Here is a 17,813-nt window from a genome sequence, read left to right as displayed (position 1 = left end):
TAATATCATTTCTGTACTGCTGACAGGTGAACATGTTCAAGCTGCCAGCCGTTGTCGTGCCGGAACCATATCATCGTAACCAGTGATTTTCCTTCAACTGGTGTTGCTCCTGGTTTGGTGATTGCACCTACACGGGTGCCGGTGACTATCGCCGTGCCCCCATTGGTCCTGACCTGAATGTCGGTGAGACGTACATCAATTTGCGCGCCAGATTTGAATAAAGCAGAAAATGCACCGGCATTCAGTTGCAAGAGTTTATCTGATTCAGGAATGAACTCAGTAAACCCTTCAGAACCCAGATAGCTGGTCACTGATGTGAGATTTCGGCTACTGATGCTGGCAAAAAAATCGACGGACGCGGCTTTGACCACATCCATCTCATTGAGTTTGCCTGCATGTGCCATGGACATGAATATTGACAGGGCCAGAAAAATAACTGCGCCAGGTTTTACTGACAGCAAACGAATAACACCAGATTTCATGGTGATTGATTTCCTTAAAAAGAGAAAATGCATTGCATGCATTTTTTCAACACAGCTGGTTTGACTTACGCCTTCACTTCAAAACCCAGTGCAACCAATGCAATTTCTGCTGCCTGCTGGTCTTGCAACGCATTGCCGCCTGATATGCCTATGCCGCCTATGACTTTGCCATTTTCAACAATGGGGCAACCACCACCAACTGCCACCAGGCGCGGCCTGTGGGCAAGCTGGGCCACCACATCATTGCTGATGATGGCGGTCCATGTATGAGTAGGCAGGCCAAACGAGGCAGCCGTCCAGGCTTTATCGATCGCCACATCCACCGTCAAAAATGCGGCGCTGTCTGCACGTTCAAATGCTTTCAGGTGACCGGCATTGTCAGTGACGGCTATCGTGACATCGATACCGATATCGCGGGCAGCAGCACTGGCTGCGGTGATCAGGGCATGCGCAGCATCGCGGGTGATGCTGGCCGCCGCAAATGATTTATTGATGATCGTCGTTTTCATAAAAACTTTCTGATGAACTTAAGAACTTACGCAAAATTGCCCCAGCAAGGCGTCGGCGACGAAGACAGTACTTTAGTACGGCTAGGAGCTGCAACGCAGTTGGGGCGGTTTTTCGTAAGTTCTTTTAATTAAAAACCTTGCAGTACAACTTTACCTTGCGCCTTGCCACTTTCTATCAGGGCATGCGCCTTGCGCAAGTTTGCCGCATTGATCTTGCCAAAATTCGCATTCACAGTTGTGCGTACCTTGCCCGCATCCACCAGAGCCGCGACTTCTGCCAGCAACTTGCCTTGTTCATCCATATCGACAGTCTTGAACATCGAACGGGTGAACATCATTTCCCAATGCAGGGAGATGGATTTGCCTTTCAACTGCATCAAGTCCAGCGCCACCATGTCGTCAATCACGGCCAGCTTGCCTTGTGGCTTCAGGCTGGCGATGATTTCTGCATAGTGCTGGGCCGTTTGCGTCAGGCCAGCGACGATATCGACTTCATTGATGCCTATGGCTTTCAATTCAGCGCTCAGTGGTTTGGAGTGATCAATCACTGCATGCGCACCCAGATCGAGGCACCACTGACGTGTCTCTGCACGTGAAGCGGTAGCAATCACACGTAATTGCGTCAATTGGCGCGCCAGTTGTATGAGAATGGACCCAACACCACCGGCACCACCTATCACCAGCAAGGTCTGGCCTGCGCCACCATTCTTGGCAACACCCAGGCGTTCAAACAGCAATTCATAGGCAGTGATCGTGGTCAGTGGCAAGGCGGCGGCCTGCGCATCATCCAGTGTGGTTGGAGCCTTGGCGACTATGCGTTCATCCACCGCATGCAATTCACTGTTTGCGCCGGGGCGGTCTATCGCACCAGCATAATAAACGCGGTCGCCCGCTTTGAAATTGCTGACTGCAGTGCCAACTTCTTCAACGATGCCCACAGCATCCCAGCCCAGCACATTCAACTGGCCTTCTGCAGGTGCGCGGCCCAGCCTGACCTTGGTATCGACAGGGTTGACAGAGATGGCGTTCACACGCACCAGCAAATCCCGCGCTTCCAGCGCTGGTTTTGGCAATTCCACATCTTCCAGTGATGCAGCGTTATCGACAGGTAAAGAATGGCGGTAAGCAATGGCTTTCATGTTGAGTCCTTGAGTGTGTTCAGTATTGATAATCGGTATCCAGAAACATTTCCAGATCAGTGCAGGCATTGTAGAATCTGAAGCATGGATTGATAAGCCCGATAAATAACTATCACTTTCAAATGAAAATTGAAAATATAAGTGACCTGCATGTACTCGTGCAGACGGCGCGCTGTGGTTCACTGTCTGGTGCTGCCAGTGTGCTGGGCATGACCCCGGCAGCCGCCAGCGCCGCCATGAAACGGCTGGAAACCCAGCTGGGCACACGCCTGTTTGAACGTTCAACCCGCGCCCTGCGCATCACCTCCCAGGGGCAAATCCTGCTCGACTATGCGCAAAGGGCGTTTGATTTACTCGATGAAGGCGAATCGCAGGTATCAGAGGCCCGCACCGCTCTGGTCGGCACCATACGGGTCGCCGCCCCGTCCGACCTGACGCGCACTACCCTGCTGCCCTGGCTGGATGAATTTTTGGCTCTGCACCCCGGCGTGCAACTGGCACTGAATGTGGGTGACAGACCGCTGGATGTCGTACGGGATGAAGTCGATGTGGCACTGCGCTATGGCACCCTGACAGATTCACGCCTGGTGGCACGCCTGCTATGCGACAACCGTCCGGTACTCTGCGCCGCACCATCTTACCTGGCCCGCCACCCTGCCCCCACAAGCCCGCAAGACCTGATCCAGCACAACTGCCTGATTTTCGAGCGCAATGGCCGCCTGCACAAAACCTGGCGCTTTGCCCAGCAAGGAAAATGGAAAGAAGTCAGAGTAAGCGGCGACCGCAGCGCCGACGACGCCTCACTGGCCCGCATGTGGGCAGTCGCCGGTGCCGGTGTCATTTTTAAATCATTGATCGATGTCCGGCAAGAACTGGAAGATGGCAAGCTGGTGGCGCTGCTGACGGACTGGGAGACAGATCCCTATCCACTACATGCGCTGTTGCCTAGCGGGCGATTTGTACCGAATCGGGTAAGGGCGTTGGTGGAGTTTTTGGGAAGGAAGTTTGGCGATTCATGTAAGAAAAGTCAGTTGAAGTAACAAATACTTCATGGCGTCAGCCTAGACATTAAAGAACGGTAAACGAACTCTCGTCACATAAACATTGATGCGTGCAATCACAAAAGATAACAAAAAATTATCAATCCGTAGGGTATGATAATGTAACTTCACAAGCTTCAAAAAAATATAGTCTATTGGAGAAATACAGTGCAAAGTATAAATTCTACCGTCGAGAAAATGACTAAATTAAACGACCTCTCCGATTACCCAGCCATCAAAAAATTAGCCGCAGCATTACATAAGTTTGACGCAAGTCAACGTGGTGCAGCCATTATAATTGGAGCAGGATTCAGTCGAAGTTCAGCAACACACATTGGCGGAGAAAAGAAAATACCTCTATGGTTTGAGTTCACAAAGAAATTAGTTGCTGAACTCAGTCCAAATAGCGAAAGTCTCGACTTTTCTGATCCAATGAGAGTTGCAGAAGAGTACCGCGCATATTTTGGGCAAACAGCACTAAATGACAAAATTCGTGCAGAAATCGACGATGAAGCATGGATAGCAGGCGTACTTTACGATTCACTTTTGAAACTGCCATGGTCTGAAATAATGACCACAAATTGGGACACGCTTTTAGAGCGCGCATCTGAAAAGATTCACGGCCCTTACTACACCTCTGTAACCAAAGCTGCTGATTTAGCATGGGCTCCATCTCCGCGCATTGTAAAACTGCATGGCACAATTGGTGTTACGGATACATTTATAGCTGCTCAGGAAGACTATCGTACTTACCCAACAAAATTTGCTCCCTTCGTAAATTTTGCACGACAGGTCTTTATCGAAAATGAGCTTTGTTTACTGGGTTTCTCAGGTGACGATCCCAATTTTTTACAATGGGCAGGTTGGGTACGTGATCAATTAGCAGGACATGCACGAAAAATATTTCTTGTAGGTGCATTCAATCTTAGTGCGGCTCGACGTAAGCATTTAGAATCCATAAATATATCCCCAATTGACCTGTGGGATGCAGTGAAAGAGCATAGTAATGATCGCGACCTGATGCACAAGGTCGCGACTGAATTATTTTTATCCGCTATGAAAAATGAGGGTGATTGCAAGGCGAAGCCACACGAGTGGAAGCCACATAATTTGAATCTTGAGCCATTTATCCAAGAGCTTAAAAATCATAAAACGGAAGAAACGGAATTCATACCTGTACCAAAAGAGTTATTAGAAACATTAAAAACCGATCGCGAGTCCTATCCCGGATGGCTAGTTTGCCCACCAAAGTTACTTTGGAGGGTAAAAGATCAACTACTTGCTCAGTTTCTTAATCAAAAAAATTTAATCGCATTTTCACCCAATGACGGCGCAAAATTACTTTATGAAGTCGCCTGGAGGTATGGCATAACATTTGAATACATAGCTCCCTGGCTTGAAAAAGCTTTATTTAGAGTTACCGATTCTCATGAGCAATTTGGACTTAGTAAACAACAGCAATATGAGATTATTTTAGTTTTATTAAAAAACAGCCGCTGGCATGACTCAGAAAGTGAAGAAGAAAAAACAGAGTTTCAGCAATATGTTCAAACTCTAATTAACCGTTTGAAACAACGCGCTCAATATTATCCAGATGTAATCGCCGAAATTGCCTATAACAGGGCAATTACCGCACGCGATGCATTGAATTATTCGGTAATGAGCTTAGAAGTTGAGAAAATCGCTGGAGAAGATCCTGTCTGGAAACTCAGGAAAGCAGCCATATTGATGGAATTAGGAAGGTTTGAAGAGGGTACTCAATTAATCGCCAAGTCCTATGGGGAATTACGAGAAACTTACCGTCGTGATCGCCACTCTATTCCTGTCCTTTCTCGCTTATTATGGGCCCACTGGTTGATGAGGTGGCCTCAAGAAAATAGCACAATCAAATTCGAAGAAGAATTACCTGCGTTTGCTGAAAGCACATATCGAAAATGGAATTGTGATCCATGGGTGTGGATCGATCACGTTAAAGAAAGAGTGCTGAAGCGGCAAGAGAACTACTTGGAAAAGAAAAATCCGATAACGCCCTCTTTTCAGCAAGGGCACTACAGAGATAATTCAAACCAAATAACACTTAGCAACGAAACATCAGAGATTCTTTTACTGGAAGGTTTAAAAGCAGCCGTGGGCATCCCCTTGCGCTCTGGCAGCAGTTCTGGATCGATCAATTTGCTTACGGATACAGTTGACAAACTTTTGCAGTCTGGCGAGATTCATACACAACTATGGGATTACATTTTAGCGATTCATTCTGCAAGCAATGAAGACTCCCCATCAATCAAAAGTACGTTTACTCGTATGGGCATAGCATGCGCGCCAAAAAATGTCGTGGATGAATTAGTTATATATATCCTTAAAGCAGTTGAATTTTGGAACAAACAGCGAATCAAAGAGATCGATGAACTAAATCGTCATTCATTATCTGTCCTTCGAGTATTAATGGAAGTTTTAGCTCGCTTAGTTATTCGTGTGACACCAGAAAAAGCCAAAGAATTATTCAATCTTTCAATTCGCCTTAGAAAAACTACCCAATTACAGCATTTTTACCTAATTGACATTATCAATTCAATAACAGTACATTCATTAAATAGCATCCCGAATTCCGAACGATGGGAATTATTAGCAGACACTTTAGAAATTCCATTAAAGAATGAGTTTTTTTCGGATTGGCCAAATATTGCTATTAATCACCTTAAAGAGCGCAATACATATATTGGACTGGAAAAACATATTGACGAACTAATCGAGGCAGTTGCAGAAAAAAATCCAACGAGAACTGCCGCTATATTAAGACTTTTTCCTTTAGTAAAGAAGGATGGATTTCTTACGGAAGATGAGCATACCAAGTTAGCAAACGCTATTTGGGGTGATGCCCCCGACTATACGAATCTACCAGATGTGAATCTATTCCCTCATGCCTTTTTAATCTTACCCTCGCCTGATAAAGAGAAAGTCAAAGCACTGGTGTACAACTTTCTGTATAAGCATGAGGATGAAATTTTAAGTGACACTCAGAAAGATATACGCAGATATCCATCTCCAGAAATTACTCTTGCGGTCAAAACTTATTTTGGCATCGCCCATGCAGCGAACAAAAATACTAATTTATATCCGATGCCTGAAGATGCTCAAAAATTGTTCGATCGTCTAGTAATCTGGCGTCCCCAAAAAGTCGAAAGCACTTTATTTAATTTCATAGGTAACAGTCAAAGTCAATTGATCGACAGCATCAGTAATGCACTTTCATACGGGATTGTTCCAGCATTAACTGATGAGCAAAAATGTATCAATCGATTCGAAAGCCTTTTGAAATTTTATCAAGAAGTAGAAGATGTGTTTTATGTCTTGCCGGCCTTTGCTTATTTTGCGTCAAAAGATCAGGCAATGGCAACGGTTACCGAGAAGACAATTCGAAAAGCATTGCGAGGACAGAATGTTCGCGAAGTTGGTAATGCAGCATCAACTTTGATGGAATGGGCAAAATTACCAATGGCGCAAAATTCCTCACAACTGAAGAGCTTGATTTCAATATTAATCGATATTATTGAATCAGGCCGCATCATTGGATTGCAGCGATTAATATGGGTTGCTGGTGAACTATTCAAAAGAAAGTTTCTTTTTGAAGAACAAATAACAACACTTATTGAAGCTATATCAAATATCTTTTACGCGACAGACTATGCAGATATTGAACCCCACAGCAAGGAAGCTATTGGAGCATCTACTATTCGTGAATCATGCGTAAACGTCGCAAATATTTTGGTTAAGGAATATCCGGATGAGCTGCCGCTACAAAATTTACTGAAAGATTCTCACGGAGATGCATTACCAGAGGTGCGTTTTGCTACTGACTCTTATGAGTCTTAAATTGTGCCTTAAGGGATTCTGTCTGAACTATCTTTTTGAGAATACAACTAATTGACGAAGATGAATCAATCTTTGTGAGCTAAGTTTTATTTGCGATAAAATTTGTCCGAATCACAGTAGCAGGCAAAATTAGCTTTAACAGGGATGCAACAAAATTGTCTTTATTTTAGTGATGCATCCGTTGATCTTAAAGCTCCCCTAGAAAAAGGAAATATCACATGTCTGAAGAAGAAAAAATCAAAGGCCCCGCATCTTATTTCCCATCAATAGAAAAGAAATATGGCAAGCCCATCCAGCACTGGCTGGATCTGGTTCAGCAAAACAAGGGATTGAAGCACATGGAGATTGTCAACAAGCTCAAAGCTGAACATGAAATGGGGCATGGACATGCCAATGCGATTGTCGCCTATGCCTTGAGTGAAGACAAAAAATAGACTGGTCGTTGTGGTGGCTAACTTATCGACCTAAAGCCACACCATTGGCATCAAACACATGACACCGCCCCACCGGCAATTGAATCCGCAAATCCGCCCCCGGGAATAAATCTGAAGTATCCGCAGGCAGTTTGATGGCGAACAGGTTTTCTTCGCCGGGCAGTGTGGCGTAGACGATGGCAGCGTCGCCCAGGTGTTCGATGAAGCTGATGCAGGCGGTGAGTTGGTTGTTGCGGTCTGGTGTTTGTGCTGCTGGTACCACGTGTTCTGCGCGTATGCCTATGCTGACTTCTTGTCCTTCTGTGAGTGCGCTGGAGGGGATGTTGACCTCCAGTTGTGCTCCACCGACCAGGCTTACTGTTGCCTGATTGTCGGCGCAGCGGCTGACTTTGCCTTGCAGGAAATTCATTTTGGGGGAACCCAGAAAACCGGCGACGAAGCGGTTGGCGGGTCTGTCGTAGAGTTCCAGCGGTGCGCCTATCTGTTCTATCTTACCGCCATTGAAGACGGCGATGCGCTGGCCCAGGGTCATGGCTTCGACCTGATCGTGCGTCACGTAGATCATGGTGGCGGCCAGTTCCCGGTGCAGCTTGCTGAGTTCTATACGCATTTGCACGCGCAGGCTGGCGTCGAGATTGGATAGCGGTTCATCAAACAAAAACAGGCCGGGTTTGCGGACAATGGCGCGACCGATGGCGACGCGCTGGCGCTGGCCACCGGACAGATCACGCGGCTTGCGTTGCAGCAGGTGGGTCATTTGCAAAATGCCGGCGGCGTGCTGCACCGCTGCATCGATGTCTTGCTTGCTCATGTTGCTGAGGCTAAGGCTGAAAGCCATGTTGTCATACACGGTCATGTGCGGATACAGGGCATATGACTGAAACACCATGGCCAGGCCACGCTTGGCGGGTGGAATGTCGTTGGCCAGGGCGTCACCGATGTACAGTTCACCGGTGCTGATATCTTCAAGGCCGGCGATCATGCGCAGCAGGGTCGATTTGCCGCAGCCCGATGGGCCGACGAAGACCATGAATTCACCATTGCGCACGTGCAGGTCTATGTCTTGCAAGACCTGGTTATTGCCATAGGATTTGCTGATCTGCTGCAGTCTGACTTCGGCCATGCCCTGCCCCTTTTCCTTATATTTGTACCGTTGCAGCGCTTGAAAACCCGGCGACCGGGATCTGGCCGCTGGCGACTACTTCAGCGGCAAACCAGGCGCGTGCGGCATCGATGGCAGGTGGTGCGAAGCCATAGGTGATCAGGGCCGGGGCCTGGATGTCTAGCATCTGGAACGGGTTCCACAAGACCAGGTGCAGGTCTGGCTTCCAGCTGTCGCGTACCTGTTTGCTGTAGCGTATGCGCACGGTGGATGCGAGTATGACGAAGCGGCCATCGTCGGGCAAGGCGCTCCAGTCAAAGGTGTCGGCCTTGTCAAAGGTAACGGTGTCGACATCATACAAGCTGGACAGCATGGCACTGACCCTGGCTGCAGGAATACCGGCTTCTGACACACCATCGCTGACAACATCGGCGCTGATGATCAGGCGCACCTTGCTGCCCCTGGCTGGCGGTACGGGATTGCCCTGCGTGGTCAGGCCACGTTTCCAGGCGCTGGACATGAGGATGCGGTCGGCCATGTCGGTCTGGTAGGCGGTGTCCATGCAGGGATAGGTTTTTGTCAGTGCCGTCATGCGCTGCAGTTTTTGCTGTACTTCCGCCAAAGTAATGCCGCCAGACAAAATGACTTCGGTCAGTGCGTTCAGGGTTTCAAGCTGGGTTTCTGTGGTGCCCAATGCCATGACCATGTCGGCCCCGGCCAGCAAGGCACGCACTGCCGCATTGCCAACGCCGTAGCGCCCGGCGATGGCGTGCATGTCCATGCCGTCGGTGATGACCACGCCCTGGTAATTCCATTGGTCACGCAGCAGGCCAGTCAAGATAGGTTTGGACATGGTGGCGGGATTGTCTGCATCCAGCGCCGGGTAGACGATATGCGCAGTCATCATGGCTGGGGCATTGCGGCTGACTGCGGTCTGGAAAGGCGCCAGTTCCAATGCCTGCAATTCGGCCAGGCTTTTGTTCACGGTGGGCAAATCACGGTGGGAATCGACATTGGTGTCACCATGACCGGGGAAGTGCTTGACGCAGCAGGCCACGCCTTCAGACAGGCTGCCATCCATCCAGGCCAGCGCCAGTTCACTGGCGCGCTTTGGGTCAGAGCCGAATGAACGTTCAGAGATGACAGGGTTATCGACGTTATTGTTCAAATCCAGCACCGGTGCAAAGTTCCAGTTGAAGCCCAGAGCCTTGACGCCACGGGCAACTGCGGCCCCCACCTGCCGGCATAGTTCCGGGTCATCGCTGGCCCCCAGCGACATTGCCGCCGGGGGCTGCGGTACCCAGGTGGAACGCACGACTGCGCCCCCTTCCTGATCGATACCGATCAGCGCTTCCTCCCCCAAGGCAACGCGCAGATCAGCCGTCAGTTTCTTCAGCTGGATTTCGTCCACCATGTTTTGCCTGAACAGGCAAATACCACGGATGTAATTGTCTTTTAAAAATTGTGCCGCCGCGTCATCAAGACTGGTAATGGGCATGCGTATCATTACCAGTTGCCCGGCCAGGCGGCGTGCTGCTTCACGTGTCAGGGTTTGCTGATTATTGTTGTCTTGCTTATTGTCTAGCATCATTTCACTGCTCCATCCATGCCGCGCATAAAAAAGCGCTGGGTAAATAAAAAGGCGACCAATATAGGCGCGACTGTCAAAATGGTTCCTGCCGCGATCACGCGAGTGCTGCTGCCGTAGGTGCCACGCAAATACAGTACACCTGCTGACAGCGGAAAATCTTCCGGCTTGCTGATGACTATCGATGGCCAGATGTATTCATTCCAGGCCTCGACTGCGGTCAGTATGCCCACTGTTGCCAGCCAGGGGGTAATCAGCGGCAAGACAATGCGATAAAAGATGACCCATTCACCGGCACCATCCACCCTTGCGGCATCCAGCAAGTCTTGCGGTACTTCATCGAAAGCCTGTTTCAGCAAGAGTATGGACACTGCTGTCACGATATTCGGCAACACCACGGCGGTATAGGTATTCACCAGTGATATCTTGGTGATGGTAATAAAATTGACCAGAAAGTTAACTTCTGACGGCAAGATCATGGTTGCCAGTATCACGCCCATGATGAGCTTGCTGCCACTGAACCGCATACGTGATAAAGGATACGCCGCCAGTGAACACACCACCAGTTTGCCCAGCACTGTCGCCAAAGTGATCAGCAATGAATTTTTGTAAAAAGCGACGATGGGGATGACGCGGAATGCCTCGATAAAATTGTCCAGCGACATACCACGCGGCCAGAACGTGGGCGGGAATTCAAACAGATTGCCCTCAGTCGACATTGCCACCACCAGCGTCCACCAGAATGGAAAAATACAGATGACAGCAATCAGGCTCAGCAAGCCATATTGCGATGCCGTACGCAGGAATTTTTTGATGTTCATGCTCATTCCCTGTGCCCGGGTTTAAGCCAGCGCAGGCAGACAAAGGCAATCGCCATGCAACACACAGACACCACGAAACTAGCAGCCAGACCACGCGGCAGCTTCAGGTGTTTTAGCCCCTGGTCATACGCATAATACAGGGCCGTGAAAGTGGAATTCATGGGGCCGCCCTGGGTCAGCACATCGACTTCCTGATATGCCTTCAAAGCCGCCAGAACCGACATGATGCTGCATACCAGAATGGTTGGTTTCAGCATCGGCACGGTAATGCGCCAAAACCGTTGCCAGCGATTGGCACCGTCGAGTATGGCGGCTTCCTGCATCTCGGATGGCAGCGATTGCAGGGCCGCGAGGTACATGATCATATACCAGCCCAGGCCACGCCAGAAAGAGACGAACATGACAGCGAACAGGGCCAGGGTATCGTCCGACAGCCAGCCCAGCGGCGCAGCAATCACATGCAGTTGCAGCAGTACATAATTGAGCGTGCCCTGTTCATGGAACATGAAACCCCACATGATACCCACCACAGAAACAGTGGTCACCACCGGCACATAATAGGCAGCACGAAACCAACGTATGCCGGGTAACTGATTATTCACCAGCACCGCCAGCGAGATAGCACCTAGCTGGGTGAACGGTACGACCAGCAAAAACAGCAACGAGTTCTTCAGCCCGGTCAAAAACATGTCATTCGCAAACAGGGCACGGTAGTTGGCAAAGCCCACCCAGTGCACTTCGCGTATCAGGCTAAAATCGGTAAAGCTGAGGTAAGAGCCATACATCACGGGCCAGAAAGAAAACATCAGCAGCAAGAACAGGGCCGGCGCCAGGAAGGCATAGGCCAGCAGATTACGCCGTCTTGTCATGGAAGAGGATGCAGTTTGCCTGTTCATGGCTGCTTTGCCCCCTGCAATTTACGGTTCCAGATGGCGACGGCTTCATCCAGGGCTTGCTGTATATCGCGGCGACCGGTAACACCAGCCTCCACTGCCTTGACCAGGAAACGACGTAATTCATCATAATCATCAATGCCGCTGACATACAGGCTGCGCGACGCGTTCATGGAATTGGCGGCGACTGCCAGTGCCTGTTCTGATGCACCGGCGTTCGCCGCTACTTTCTTGAAGTAAGGATTGGACAAAGCCTGCCTGGTGGTCGGCATGACACCGGCCAGCCGTGCAAACGTCAGTTGGTTGGCGTCGCTGGTCAGGTAGCGGGCAAAGGCGGCAATCTCGGGCAACTGCTGTTTTTTGACGCCCCTGGGTATAGCGAAGTGGAACAACCAGCCACCGTCATTGATGCCTGTCGGCCCCGGTGGTACCGGGAAAATGCCGGTCTGCGCATACACTTCTGGCGCGTCTGTCTGTATGCGTTTGATGGCAGTGGGTGCGCTGACCATGACACCCAGCCGCCCGCCCAGATAGGCATCCACCACCGCCGGGAAATTGTCTTCGGCAAATAATTTGTCTTTCAAAAAACCGTTTGCCTTGTAGGTCGCCGCCAGTTTTTTGATCAGTGCCACATGGGCTGGTGAATTGAAGACGGCCTTGCCATCACGCAGCAAATCCAGCCCCTGCTGCATGAAGAAACCATCGATCTTGCCCAGTGCAGGTGCATAACCGGGCTTGCCGGTTTTGGCGGAAATCAGCACCGCCTGTGCCAGCAATTCATCCATGCTTCTGGGTGCCTGGGTGATGCCGGCGGCTGCCAGTATTTTGCGGTTATAGGCGATGACATTGACGTTGCTGTAATGCGGGAAGCCATACACCTTGCCATTGAAACGCAAATCGGCTAGCGCCGCATCGGTGTAATCAACTGTCGCGCCCGGTGCTACCAGCCAGGCATCGACTGGTTCCAGCAAACCGTCACGCGCCATTTCTTCTGCCCATGGCACACTCAGATTCACCAGCGCCGGTGGGGTACCGGCTGCAATGGCAGTGATCAGTTTCAACTGCAATATGTCCCACGGAAAATCCACCCATTCGAGCTTGATGCCGGGGTGTTGCGCTTCGTAGTTGCTAACCAGTTGCTGGAAGTAAGGGATGAATTTTGGCTTGAGGCTCATGGTCCAGAATTCGATTTTCTGGACAGCGAAGGCATTGCCATGCAGTGCCGTACACAGCAGCAAAGTAGCCAGCAAAGCCATGCGTCTGCGCCAGCAGGTTTTGCCGGGGCTATCGCCCGTTGTTATACTCCCCCTTATTTTTAACAAATTTCGCATTTTTTCTACATCTGCATTGCTGTTAGTAAAAATACTAGGGGGAGTATCTATTTTTTAAGTTTTTAAAAAATAGCGTGGCGGCGTAGTGCTACAGTCTAATTGGTTTTTGTCACTTTACTGAGATGACGTGGTTTGTCCGGGTCCAGGCCACGGGCAATCGACAGATTGGCGGCCATGACATAAAACGCCTGTATCGCCACGATGGGGTCAAGATCAGGTGTGGCAGCTACTGGCAGGGTCAGGTTACGTTCCTTGACATCATCAGGTGCAGCCAGCAAGACATTGGCACCGCGACCACGCATTTCTTCGGCAAGGGCGATCTGGCCAGCCTGTGATGGGCCACGGGTTGCGAAGATCAGCAGCGGGTAACCATCATGTATCAGTGCCATGGGACCATGCTTGATTTCTGCACCGCTGAAGGCTTCTGCCTGGATGACCGAGGTTTCCTTGAACTTGAGAGCAGATTCCAGCGCCACCGGAAAACTGATACCACGGCCGACAACCATAATGCGTGATGCAGGTGTCAATACATCCAGTGCTGGTGACCAGTCAAATTGTGTCGCGGCGCGCAAGGCATCCGGCAATTGTTCTATGGCCTGCAACAATGCAGCGTCATCCTGCCAGTGACCGACCAGACGTGCAGCGGCAACCAGCGAAGTAATAAAGCTCTTGGTGGCAGCGACGCTCAGTTCTGGTCCGGCATGCAGGGGCATGGTCCATTCTGCGCTTTGCCCGAGCGGCGACGCAGCATCGTTCACCAGCGCCACGGTGGTGGCACCACCTTCACGGAAATAACGGATAGGCTCGACCACGTCCGGGCTTTGCCCAGATTGCGACACTGCAATCGCCAGCGCATCTTTGGCCAGCAAAGGTGCATTATTGAGCGTCACCAGCGACATGGGCAGAGATGCGACGATGCGCCCCAACCTGGCCATGATGAGGTAGGCCGCATAATTGGCAGCATGATCAGAACTGCCACGTGCCACCGTCACGACCGAACCCGGTGGGTGGGCGCGCAGGTGGGCACCCAGCGCGCTGTAACGATCATTATCCTGCGTGAGTTGTGCGGCTACAAAATCGGCGGAAGAACATGCTTCCTTAAGCATCTGCGAGGTCAATCTTTTCTCCTTCTACATAAACAGCGATGAGGTTGAGCTGGCGATCCAGCACGACCAGGTCTGCGTAGCTGCCAGCCTGCAGGCGGCCACGCTCATTCAATCCCAGATAATCGGCTGCGTAGGTAGAAACACGCTTCGATGCATCTTCCAGATCCAGGCCTATACTGACCAGATTGCGCAGGGCCTGATCCATGGTCAGGGTGCTCCCTGCCAGCGTGCCATCTTCCAGACGCACACCACCCAGGCATTTATGCACTACCTGACGGCCCAGCATGTACTGGCCGTCTGGCATGCCGGATGCAGCAGTGGAATCAGTCACACAATACAGATGCGGAATGGCGCGCATGGCGGCCCTGATCGCCCCCGGATGCACATGCACCAGGTCGGGAATAATTTCAGAAAATTGTGCGTGTGCCAGTGCAGCGCCCACCATGCCAGGAGCGCGGTGATCCAGGCGCGACATGGCGTTGTACAGATGGGTAAAGCCGGTGGCACCGTTTTCCAGCGCTGCCTTGCCTTCTTCGTAGGTACCCAGGGTATGCCCTATCTGTACCTGCATGCCGATGTCTGTCAGCTCGCGCACCAGTTGCAGATGGCCATCCATTTCTGGTGCCACGGTAATCAGTTTGATCGGTGCTATTGCGTTCAGGTACCGTACCTGATCCAGCGAGCCTGCATGTGCAAAATCTGGTTGCGCACCCAGCTTGCCGGGATTGATATACGGGCCTTCCAGATGCACGCCCAGCACACGGGCAGCACCACTGCTGCGTTTTTCTACTGATGGCCGGATCGCCTGCAAGGCTTGTTCCAGATCCGCCAGCGGTGCCGTCATGGTGGTGGCCAACATGCTGGTCGTGCCATGTTGCGCATGCTTGCGCGCGATCACTTCAACGGCATCACCGGCTTCCATGGTGTCTTTGCCACCGGCACCGTGCACATGCAAATCGACAAATCCCGGCAGTATGTAATAACTGTTTTCTGCATCTGCCGCTGTCGTACCAGCGGAGGCAGTAATCGCCTGTATTTTTTCAGAGAAGGCCAGTGATCCGTGGACCCAGCCTTGTGGCGTCAGTATTTGACCCTGCAATTGTTGATCCACACTCATCTGAACAACTCCGCCACAAAGTCATAATAATCACTGCGGCAATACGAATGGGAAAGCTCAATCGCTGCGCCAGTGGGAAGGTAGGCCACGCGGGTGATAAACAACATCGCCGCCCCCTGTTTGATATCTGCCAGTCTTGCCTGTTCAGCCGTTGCGTTGACAGCACGTATGTGTTGCAGCGCACGGGTGGGCGACAGATTCTGTGTTTCAAGATAGCCATACAGACTGTCGCTGACCAGTTTCGGATTCGGTATATACATCGCCGGGATGGTGGTGCTTTCTATCGCCATCACCACATTGTCGGCAGTACGCAAACGCTTGAGGCGCGATACCACGGTATTTGGCGACAAACCCAGCGACAGGATTTCTTCTGGCGATGCGATGCCGGTTTCACGTGACAGCCAGCGTGAGCCTGGCACAAAACCGCGATTGCGCAATTCTTCGCTGAAGTTGGTCAGGCGCGACAAGGGTTGTTCAAGCTTGGGGGTGATGTAAGTGCCGGAACCATGCTTGCGGGTGAGCATGCCGCGCTCGCACAACATGTCGATGGCTTTGCGCGCGGTGACGCGTGAGATATCCAGGGTTTCAGACAACATGCGTTCTGATGGCAAGGCTTCATCCGGTTGCCACAGACCGCTATGTATGCCGTTAGCCAGTTTGTTTGCCAACTGCAGATACAGAGGAGTAGAACTCTCTGCGTCAGGTTTGAAGTCTATCAGTTGTGCCAGCATGTTTCTCTCTCTTGGTTTATTGGTGTTGCCGATGTTGCAGATACTGCTGTATCAGTATCATGGCACCCGCTGCTGAATCTGCCTGCGGCTTTTGCACGCGCCCTGCCAACTGCGCCGGCAGATACACGGCCACGGCAGCGGCCAGACCGCCACACAGGGCAATCGGCAATTCACCAGAAGGGTCAAGCGCCTGCGCCATGATGGCAACCTCGGCACCGGCATCCAGCATGATGGCGCGGGCCACGTCGACTTCGGCGGCAAAGCGTATCACCAATGGTGCAAGTTCTGCATAACGGGTCTGGTTGGCCTGCGCCAGCCAGGCAAAGACGGCATCTTTGTCGCCACCACAATGTGCCAGCACGGCGCCGGAAAAGGGATTGGCAAGGTCACGACCATCCAGCACGCGCTGCAGATGATTCACTGCACGCATGCCCAGCCATGCACCACTGGCTTCATCACTGACGGGAAAGCCCCAGCCACCCACTTCACGACGCTGCCCGCTGGCCAGCAATACTTCGCCAACGCTGCCAGTGCCCAAAGCAATGATTGCGCCAGGCTTGCCATCCAGCGCGCCCAATAAAGTGGTATAGGCATCGGTTTCAGCATAGACGGCACCAAAGCCGGGATTAAGGGCGACGAATTCTTTGGTCCAATGAATATTGTGTACACCTGCCAGCCCGCAGCCAACGGCAATTTCCTGCAACGGTGGCATGGCCATGCCTGCTGCATCAAATGCCTGCTGCGTCGCCTGCAAAATGGATTGCCAGGCCTTGTCACGCCCCAGCGCCAGGCCAGACGGCCCGGCGCTGCCACGCCCCAGTTCCTTGCCTGCGGCATCAGCCAACACCACTCGCGTGCCAGTACCACCGCCATCGGCACCGACAAGATAACGGTAAGCCATGCCGCTAGCATTCTGCCCGTCTGGTGTATGCTGATTTTCTGCTTGTTTATTCATTGATAAGTGAGGTATTCATGTTTTTTGACGCCACCAAACCAGCGACGCTACATCTGCTACCATTTCAGGCTTCACTGTAAGTTTTTTCCCTAGTGGATGTCAATAGGTATTTAAGTGGTATCTTCATTTAAAATGTAACGAATTTCCCGCTTGGCTGGTAATGACTCATGGCAATAGTGGAAACCAGACCACTGCGTGCGCGCCCGCGAACAAGTCTTGCTACAGTTGTTTGCTGCAAGCGCTACGGTAAAGTACATGACCAGGGAAAGATAACTAGCTGGCACCCGCCTTCAATACCAGGCTGCAACATGCATATACTGACGTGGCATTCAAACAATCAATGCAGTGATTTTTTAAGGTGGTATTAGGGCACAACGTCCAACACCCAGGCAAAGAATCCTGCTTATCATGCTGAAGAAGTCATAGCGGAGAAGAAATGGATTATTCCGAATTCGTGCGTCACCTGATATCCGCCGTTTGGCTGATATCACCCTTCTTATTGATGATGCGGCTGGCGTCCCTGCGCAAGAAAAACAGACTGTTATTCGCCGCCATCCATTGGACAAACACAAATTCAATGCAATTGTACGATTTGGAGAATATACAGTTTAGCTACGGCAGAGGCCCTTCCACGATATGGTTTCGGGTCAGGGGTGTCGACGGCAAACGTTTTGAGATTTGCCTGGAGCAGACCT

The 17,813-nt window shown here is 51.1% G+C and carries 15 protein-coding genes; 3 read left to right on the top strand and 12 right to left on the bottom strand.

Going from position 1 to position 17,813, the window contains the following annotated elements; translation table 11 throughout:
* Positions 1 to 5 precede the first annotated feature (5 nt).
* The 3 genes from H8L32_RS12490 to H8L32_RS12480 all read right to left on the bottom strand — a co-directional run bounded on the left by H8L32_RS12490 (position 6) and on the right by H8L32_RS12480 (position 2,130).
* Entirely contained in the window at positions 6 to 482 is a 477-nt protein-coding gene (locus H8L32_RS12490; protein WP_186947548.1) for a YybH family protein, read from the bottom strand.
* Positions 483 to 547: 65 nt separating this feature from the next.
* Positions 548 to 991 (bottom strand): heme-binding protein, encoded by a 444-nt coding sequence (locus H8L32_RS12485; protein ID WP_222619336.1) that lies wholly within the window; start codon positions 989 to 991, stop codon positions 548 to 550.
* A gap of 128 nt (positions 992 to 1,119) precedes the next feature.
* Positions 1,120 to 2,130, bottom strand: coding sequence for a zinc-binding alcohol dehydrogenase family protein (locus tag H8L32_RS12480; protein WP_186947547.1), 1,011 nt, complete (start codon positions 2,128 to 2,130; stop codon positions 1,120 to 1,122).
* A 122-nt stretch (positions 2,131 to 2,252) separates the two neighbouring features.
* On the opposite strand from H8L32_RS12480, the gene H8L32_RS12475 reads away from it, so the two are divergent.
* The 3 genes from H8L32_RS12475 (at position 2,253) to H8L32_RS12465 (ending at position 7,474) form a co-directional block, all read left to right on the top strand.
* The gene (locus tag H8L32_RS12475; protein WP_186947546.1) at positions 2,253 to 3,170 is read left to right on the top strand and encodes a LysR family transcriptional regulator; all 918 of its coding nucleotides are present in this window, start codon (positions 2,253 to 2,255) and stop codon (positions 3,168 to 3,170) included.
* A gap of 198 nt (positions 3,171 to 3,368) precedes the next feature.
* A complete protein-coding gene (locus H8L32_RS12470) occupies positions 3,369 to 7,040 on the top strand; it encodes an SIR2 family NAD-dependent protein deacylase (protein ID WP_186947545.1) in 3,672 nt (1,223 codons plus the stop codon).
* 218 nt (positions 7,041 to 7,258) lie between these two features.
* Positions 7,259 to 7,474 carry a DUF4287 domain-containing protein gene (locus H8L32_RS12465; protein ID WP_186947544.1) on the top strand — a complete coding sequence of 72 codons (216 nt, stop codon included), beginning with the start codon at positions 7,259 to 7,261 and terminating at the stop codon, positions 7,472 to 7,474.
* Positions 7,475 to 7,496: 22 nt separating this feature from the next.
* Here the strand turns inward: H8L32_RS12465 and H8L32_RS12460 are convergent, their stop codons facing one another.
* From H8L32_RS12460 to H8L32_RS12420, 9 genes are all read right to left on the bottom strand, one after another.
* Positions 7,497 to 8,597, bottom strand: a complete 1,101-nt coding sequence (locus tag H8L32_RS12460) for an ABC transporter ATP-binding protein (RefSeq protein ID WP_186947543.1) — start codon at positions 8,595 to 8,597, stop codon at positions 7,497 to 7,499.
* Between the two features lie 16 nt (positions 8,598 to 8,613).
* On the bottom strand, positions 8,614 to 10,164 hold the full coding sequence (gene nagZ, locus H8L32_RS12455) for a beta-N-acetylhexosaminidase (protein ID WP_230412186.1): 1,551 nt from the start codon (positions 10,162 to 10,164) through the stop codon (positions 8,614 to 8,616).
* A complete protein-coding gene (locus H8L32_RS12450; protein ID WP_186947542.1) occupies positions 10,164 to 10,985 on the bottom strand; it encodes a carbohydrate ABC transporter permease in 822 nt (273 codons plus the stop codon). The genes nagZ and H8L32_RS12450 overlap by 1 nt, the downstream gene beginning before the upstream one ends.
* A 2-nt stretch (positions 10,986 to 10,987) precedes the next feature.
* Positions 10,988 to 11,881, bottom strand: a complete 894-nt coding sequence (locus tag H8L32_RS12445; protein WP_230412185.1) for a carbohydrate ABC transporter permease — start codon at positions 11,879 to 11,881, stop codon at positions 10,988 to 10,990.
* The gene (locus H8L32_RS12440) at positions 11,878 to 13,134 is read right to left on the bottom strand and encodes an ABC transporter substrate-binding protein (protein WP_186947541.1); all 1,257 of its coding nucleotides are present in this window, start codon (positions 13,132 to 13,134) and stop codon (positions 11,878 to 11,880) included. The genes H8L32_RS12445 and H8L32_RS12440 overlap by 4 nt, the downstream gene beginning before the upstream one ends.
* A gap of 170 nt (positions 13,135 to 13,304) precedes the next feature.
* The gene (locus tag H8L32_RS12435; RefSeq protein WP_186947631.1) at positions 13,305 to 14,315 is read right to left on the bottom strand and encodes an SIS domain-containing protein; all 1,011 of its coding nucleotides are present in this window, start codon (positions 14,313 to 14,315) and stop codon (positions 13,305 to 13,307) included.
* On the bottom strand, positions 14,308 to 15,432 hold the full coding sequence (gene nagA / locus H8L32_RS12430) for an N-acetylglucosamine-6-phosphate deacetylase (RefSeq protein WP_186947540.1): 1,125 nt from the start codon (positions 15,430 to 15,432) through the stop codon (positions 14,308 to 14,310). The genes H8L32_RS12435 and nagA overlap by 8 nt, the downstream gene beginning before the upstream one ends.
* On the bottom strand, positions 15,429 to 16,163 hold the full coding sequence (locus H8L32_RS12425; RefSeq protein WP_186947539.1) for a GntR family transcriptional regulator: 735 nt from the start codon (positions 16,161 to 16,163) through the stop codon (positions 15,429 to 15,431). Before H8L32_RS12425 ends, nagA begins: the two co-directional genes overlap by 4 nt.
* A 16-nt stretch (positions 16,164 to 16,179) precedes the next feature.
* A complete protein-coding gene (locus tag H8L32_RS12420) occupies positions 16,180 to 17,118 on the bottom strand; it encodes a BadF/BadG/BcrA/BcrD ATPase family protein (protein ID WP_230412183.1) in 939 nt (312 codons plus the stop codon).
* Positions 17,119 to 17,813 lie beyond the last annotated feature (695 nt).

Origin of the sequence: Undibacterium hunanense, assembly GCF_014284335.1 — a bacterium.
GTDB classification, from domain to species: Bacteria; Pseudomonadota; Gammaproteobacteria; order Burkholderiales; family Burkholderiaceae_D; genus Undibacterium; species Undibacterium hunanense.
This window is presented reverse-complemented; position numbering and strand designations above follow the sequence as displayed.

Excerpts from the sequence above, each read along its gene's own strand:
- H8L32_RS12490 (WP_186947548.1), bottom strand. The coding sequence starts at position 482 with ATGAAATCTGGTGTTATTCGTTTGCTGTCAGTAAAACCTGGCGCAGTT.
- H8L32_RS12485 (WP_222619336.1), bottom strand. The coding sequence starts at position 991 with ATGAAAACGACGATCATCAATAAATCATTTGCGGCGGCCAGCATCACC.
- H8L32_RS12480 (WP_186947547.1), bottom strand. The coding sequence starts at position 2,130 with ATGAAAGCCATTGCTTACCGCCATTCTTTACCTGTCGATAACGCTGCA.
- H8L32_RS12475 (WP_186947546.1), top strand. The coding sequence starts at position 2,253 with ATGAAAATTGAAAATATAAGTGACCTGCATGTACTCGTGCAGACGGCG.
- H8L32_RS12470 (WP_186947545.1), top strand. The coding sequence starts at position 3,369 with ATGACTAAATTAAACGACCTCTCCGATTACCCAGCCATCAAAAAATTA.
- H8L32_RS12465 (WP_186947544.1), top strand. The coding sequence starts at position 7,259 with ATGTCTGAAGAAGAAAAAATCAAAGGCCCCGCATCTTATTTCCCATCA.
- H8L32_RS12460 (WP_186947543.1), bottom strand. The coding sequence starts at position 8,597 with ATGGCCGAAGTCAGACTGCAGCAGATCAGCAAATCCTATGGCAATAAC.
- nagZ (WP_230412186.1), bottom strand. The coding sequence starts at position 10,164 with ATGCTAGACAATAAGCAAGACAACAATAATCAGCAAACCCTGACACGT.
- H8L32_RS12450 (WP_186947542.1), bottom strand. The coding sequence starts at position 10,985 with ATGAACATCAAAAAATTCCTGCGTACGGCATCGCAATATGGCTTGCTG.
- H8L32_RS12445 (WP_230412185.1), bottom strand. The coding sequence starts at position 11,881 with ATGAACAGGCAAACTGCATCCTCTTCCATGACAAGACGGCGTAATCTG.
- H8L32_RS12440 (WP_186947541.1), bottom strand. The coding sequence starts at position 13,134 with ATGGCTTTGCTGGCTACTTTGCTGCTGTGTACGGCACTGCATGGCAAT.
- H8L32_RS12435 (WP_186947631.1), bottom strand. The coding sequence starts at position 14,315 with ATGCTTAAGGAAGCATGTTCTTCCGCCGATTTTGTAGCCGCACAACTC.
- nagA (WP_186947540.1), bottom strand. The coding sequence starts at position 15,432 with ATGAGTGTGGATCAACAATTGCAGGGTCAAATACTGACGCCACAAGGC.
- H8L32_RS12425 (WP_186947539.1), bottom strand. The coding sequence starts at position 16,163 with ATGCTGGCACAACTGATAGACTTCAAACCTGACGCAGAGAGTTCTACT.
- H8L32_RS12420 (WP_230412183.1), bottom strand. The coding sequence starts at position 17,118 with ATGAATAAACAAGCAGAAAATCAGCATACACCAGACGGGCAGAATGCT.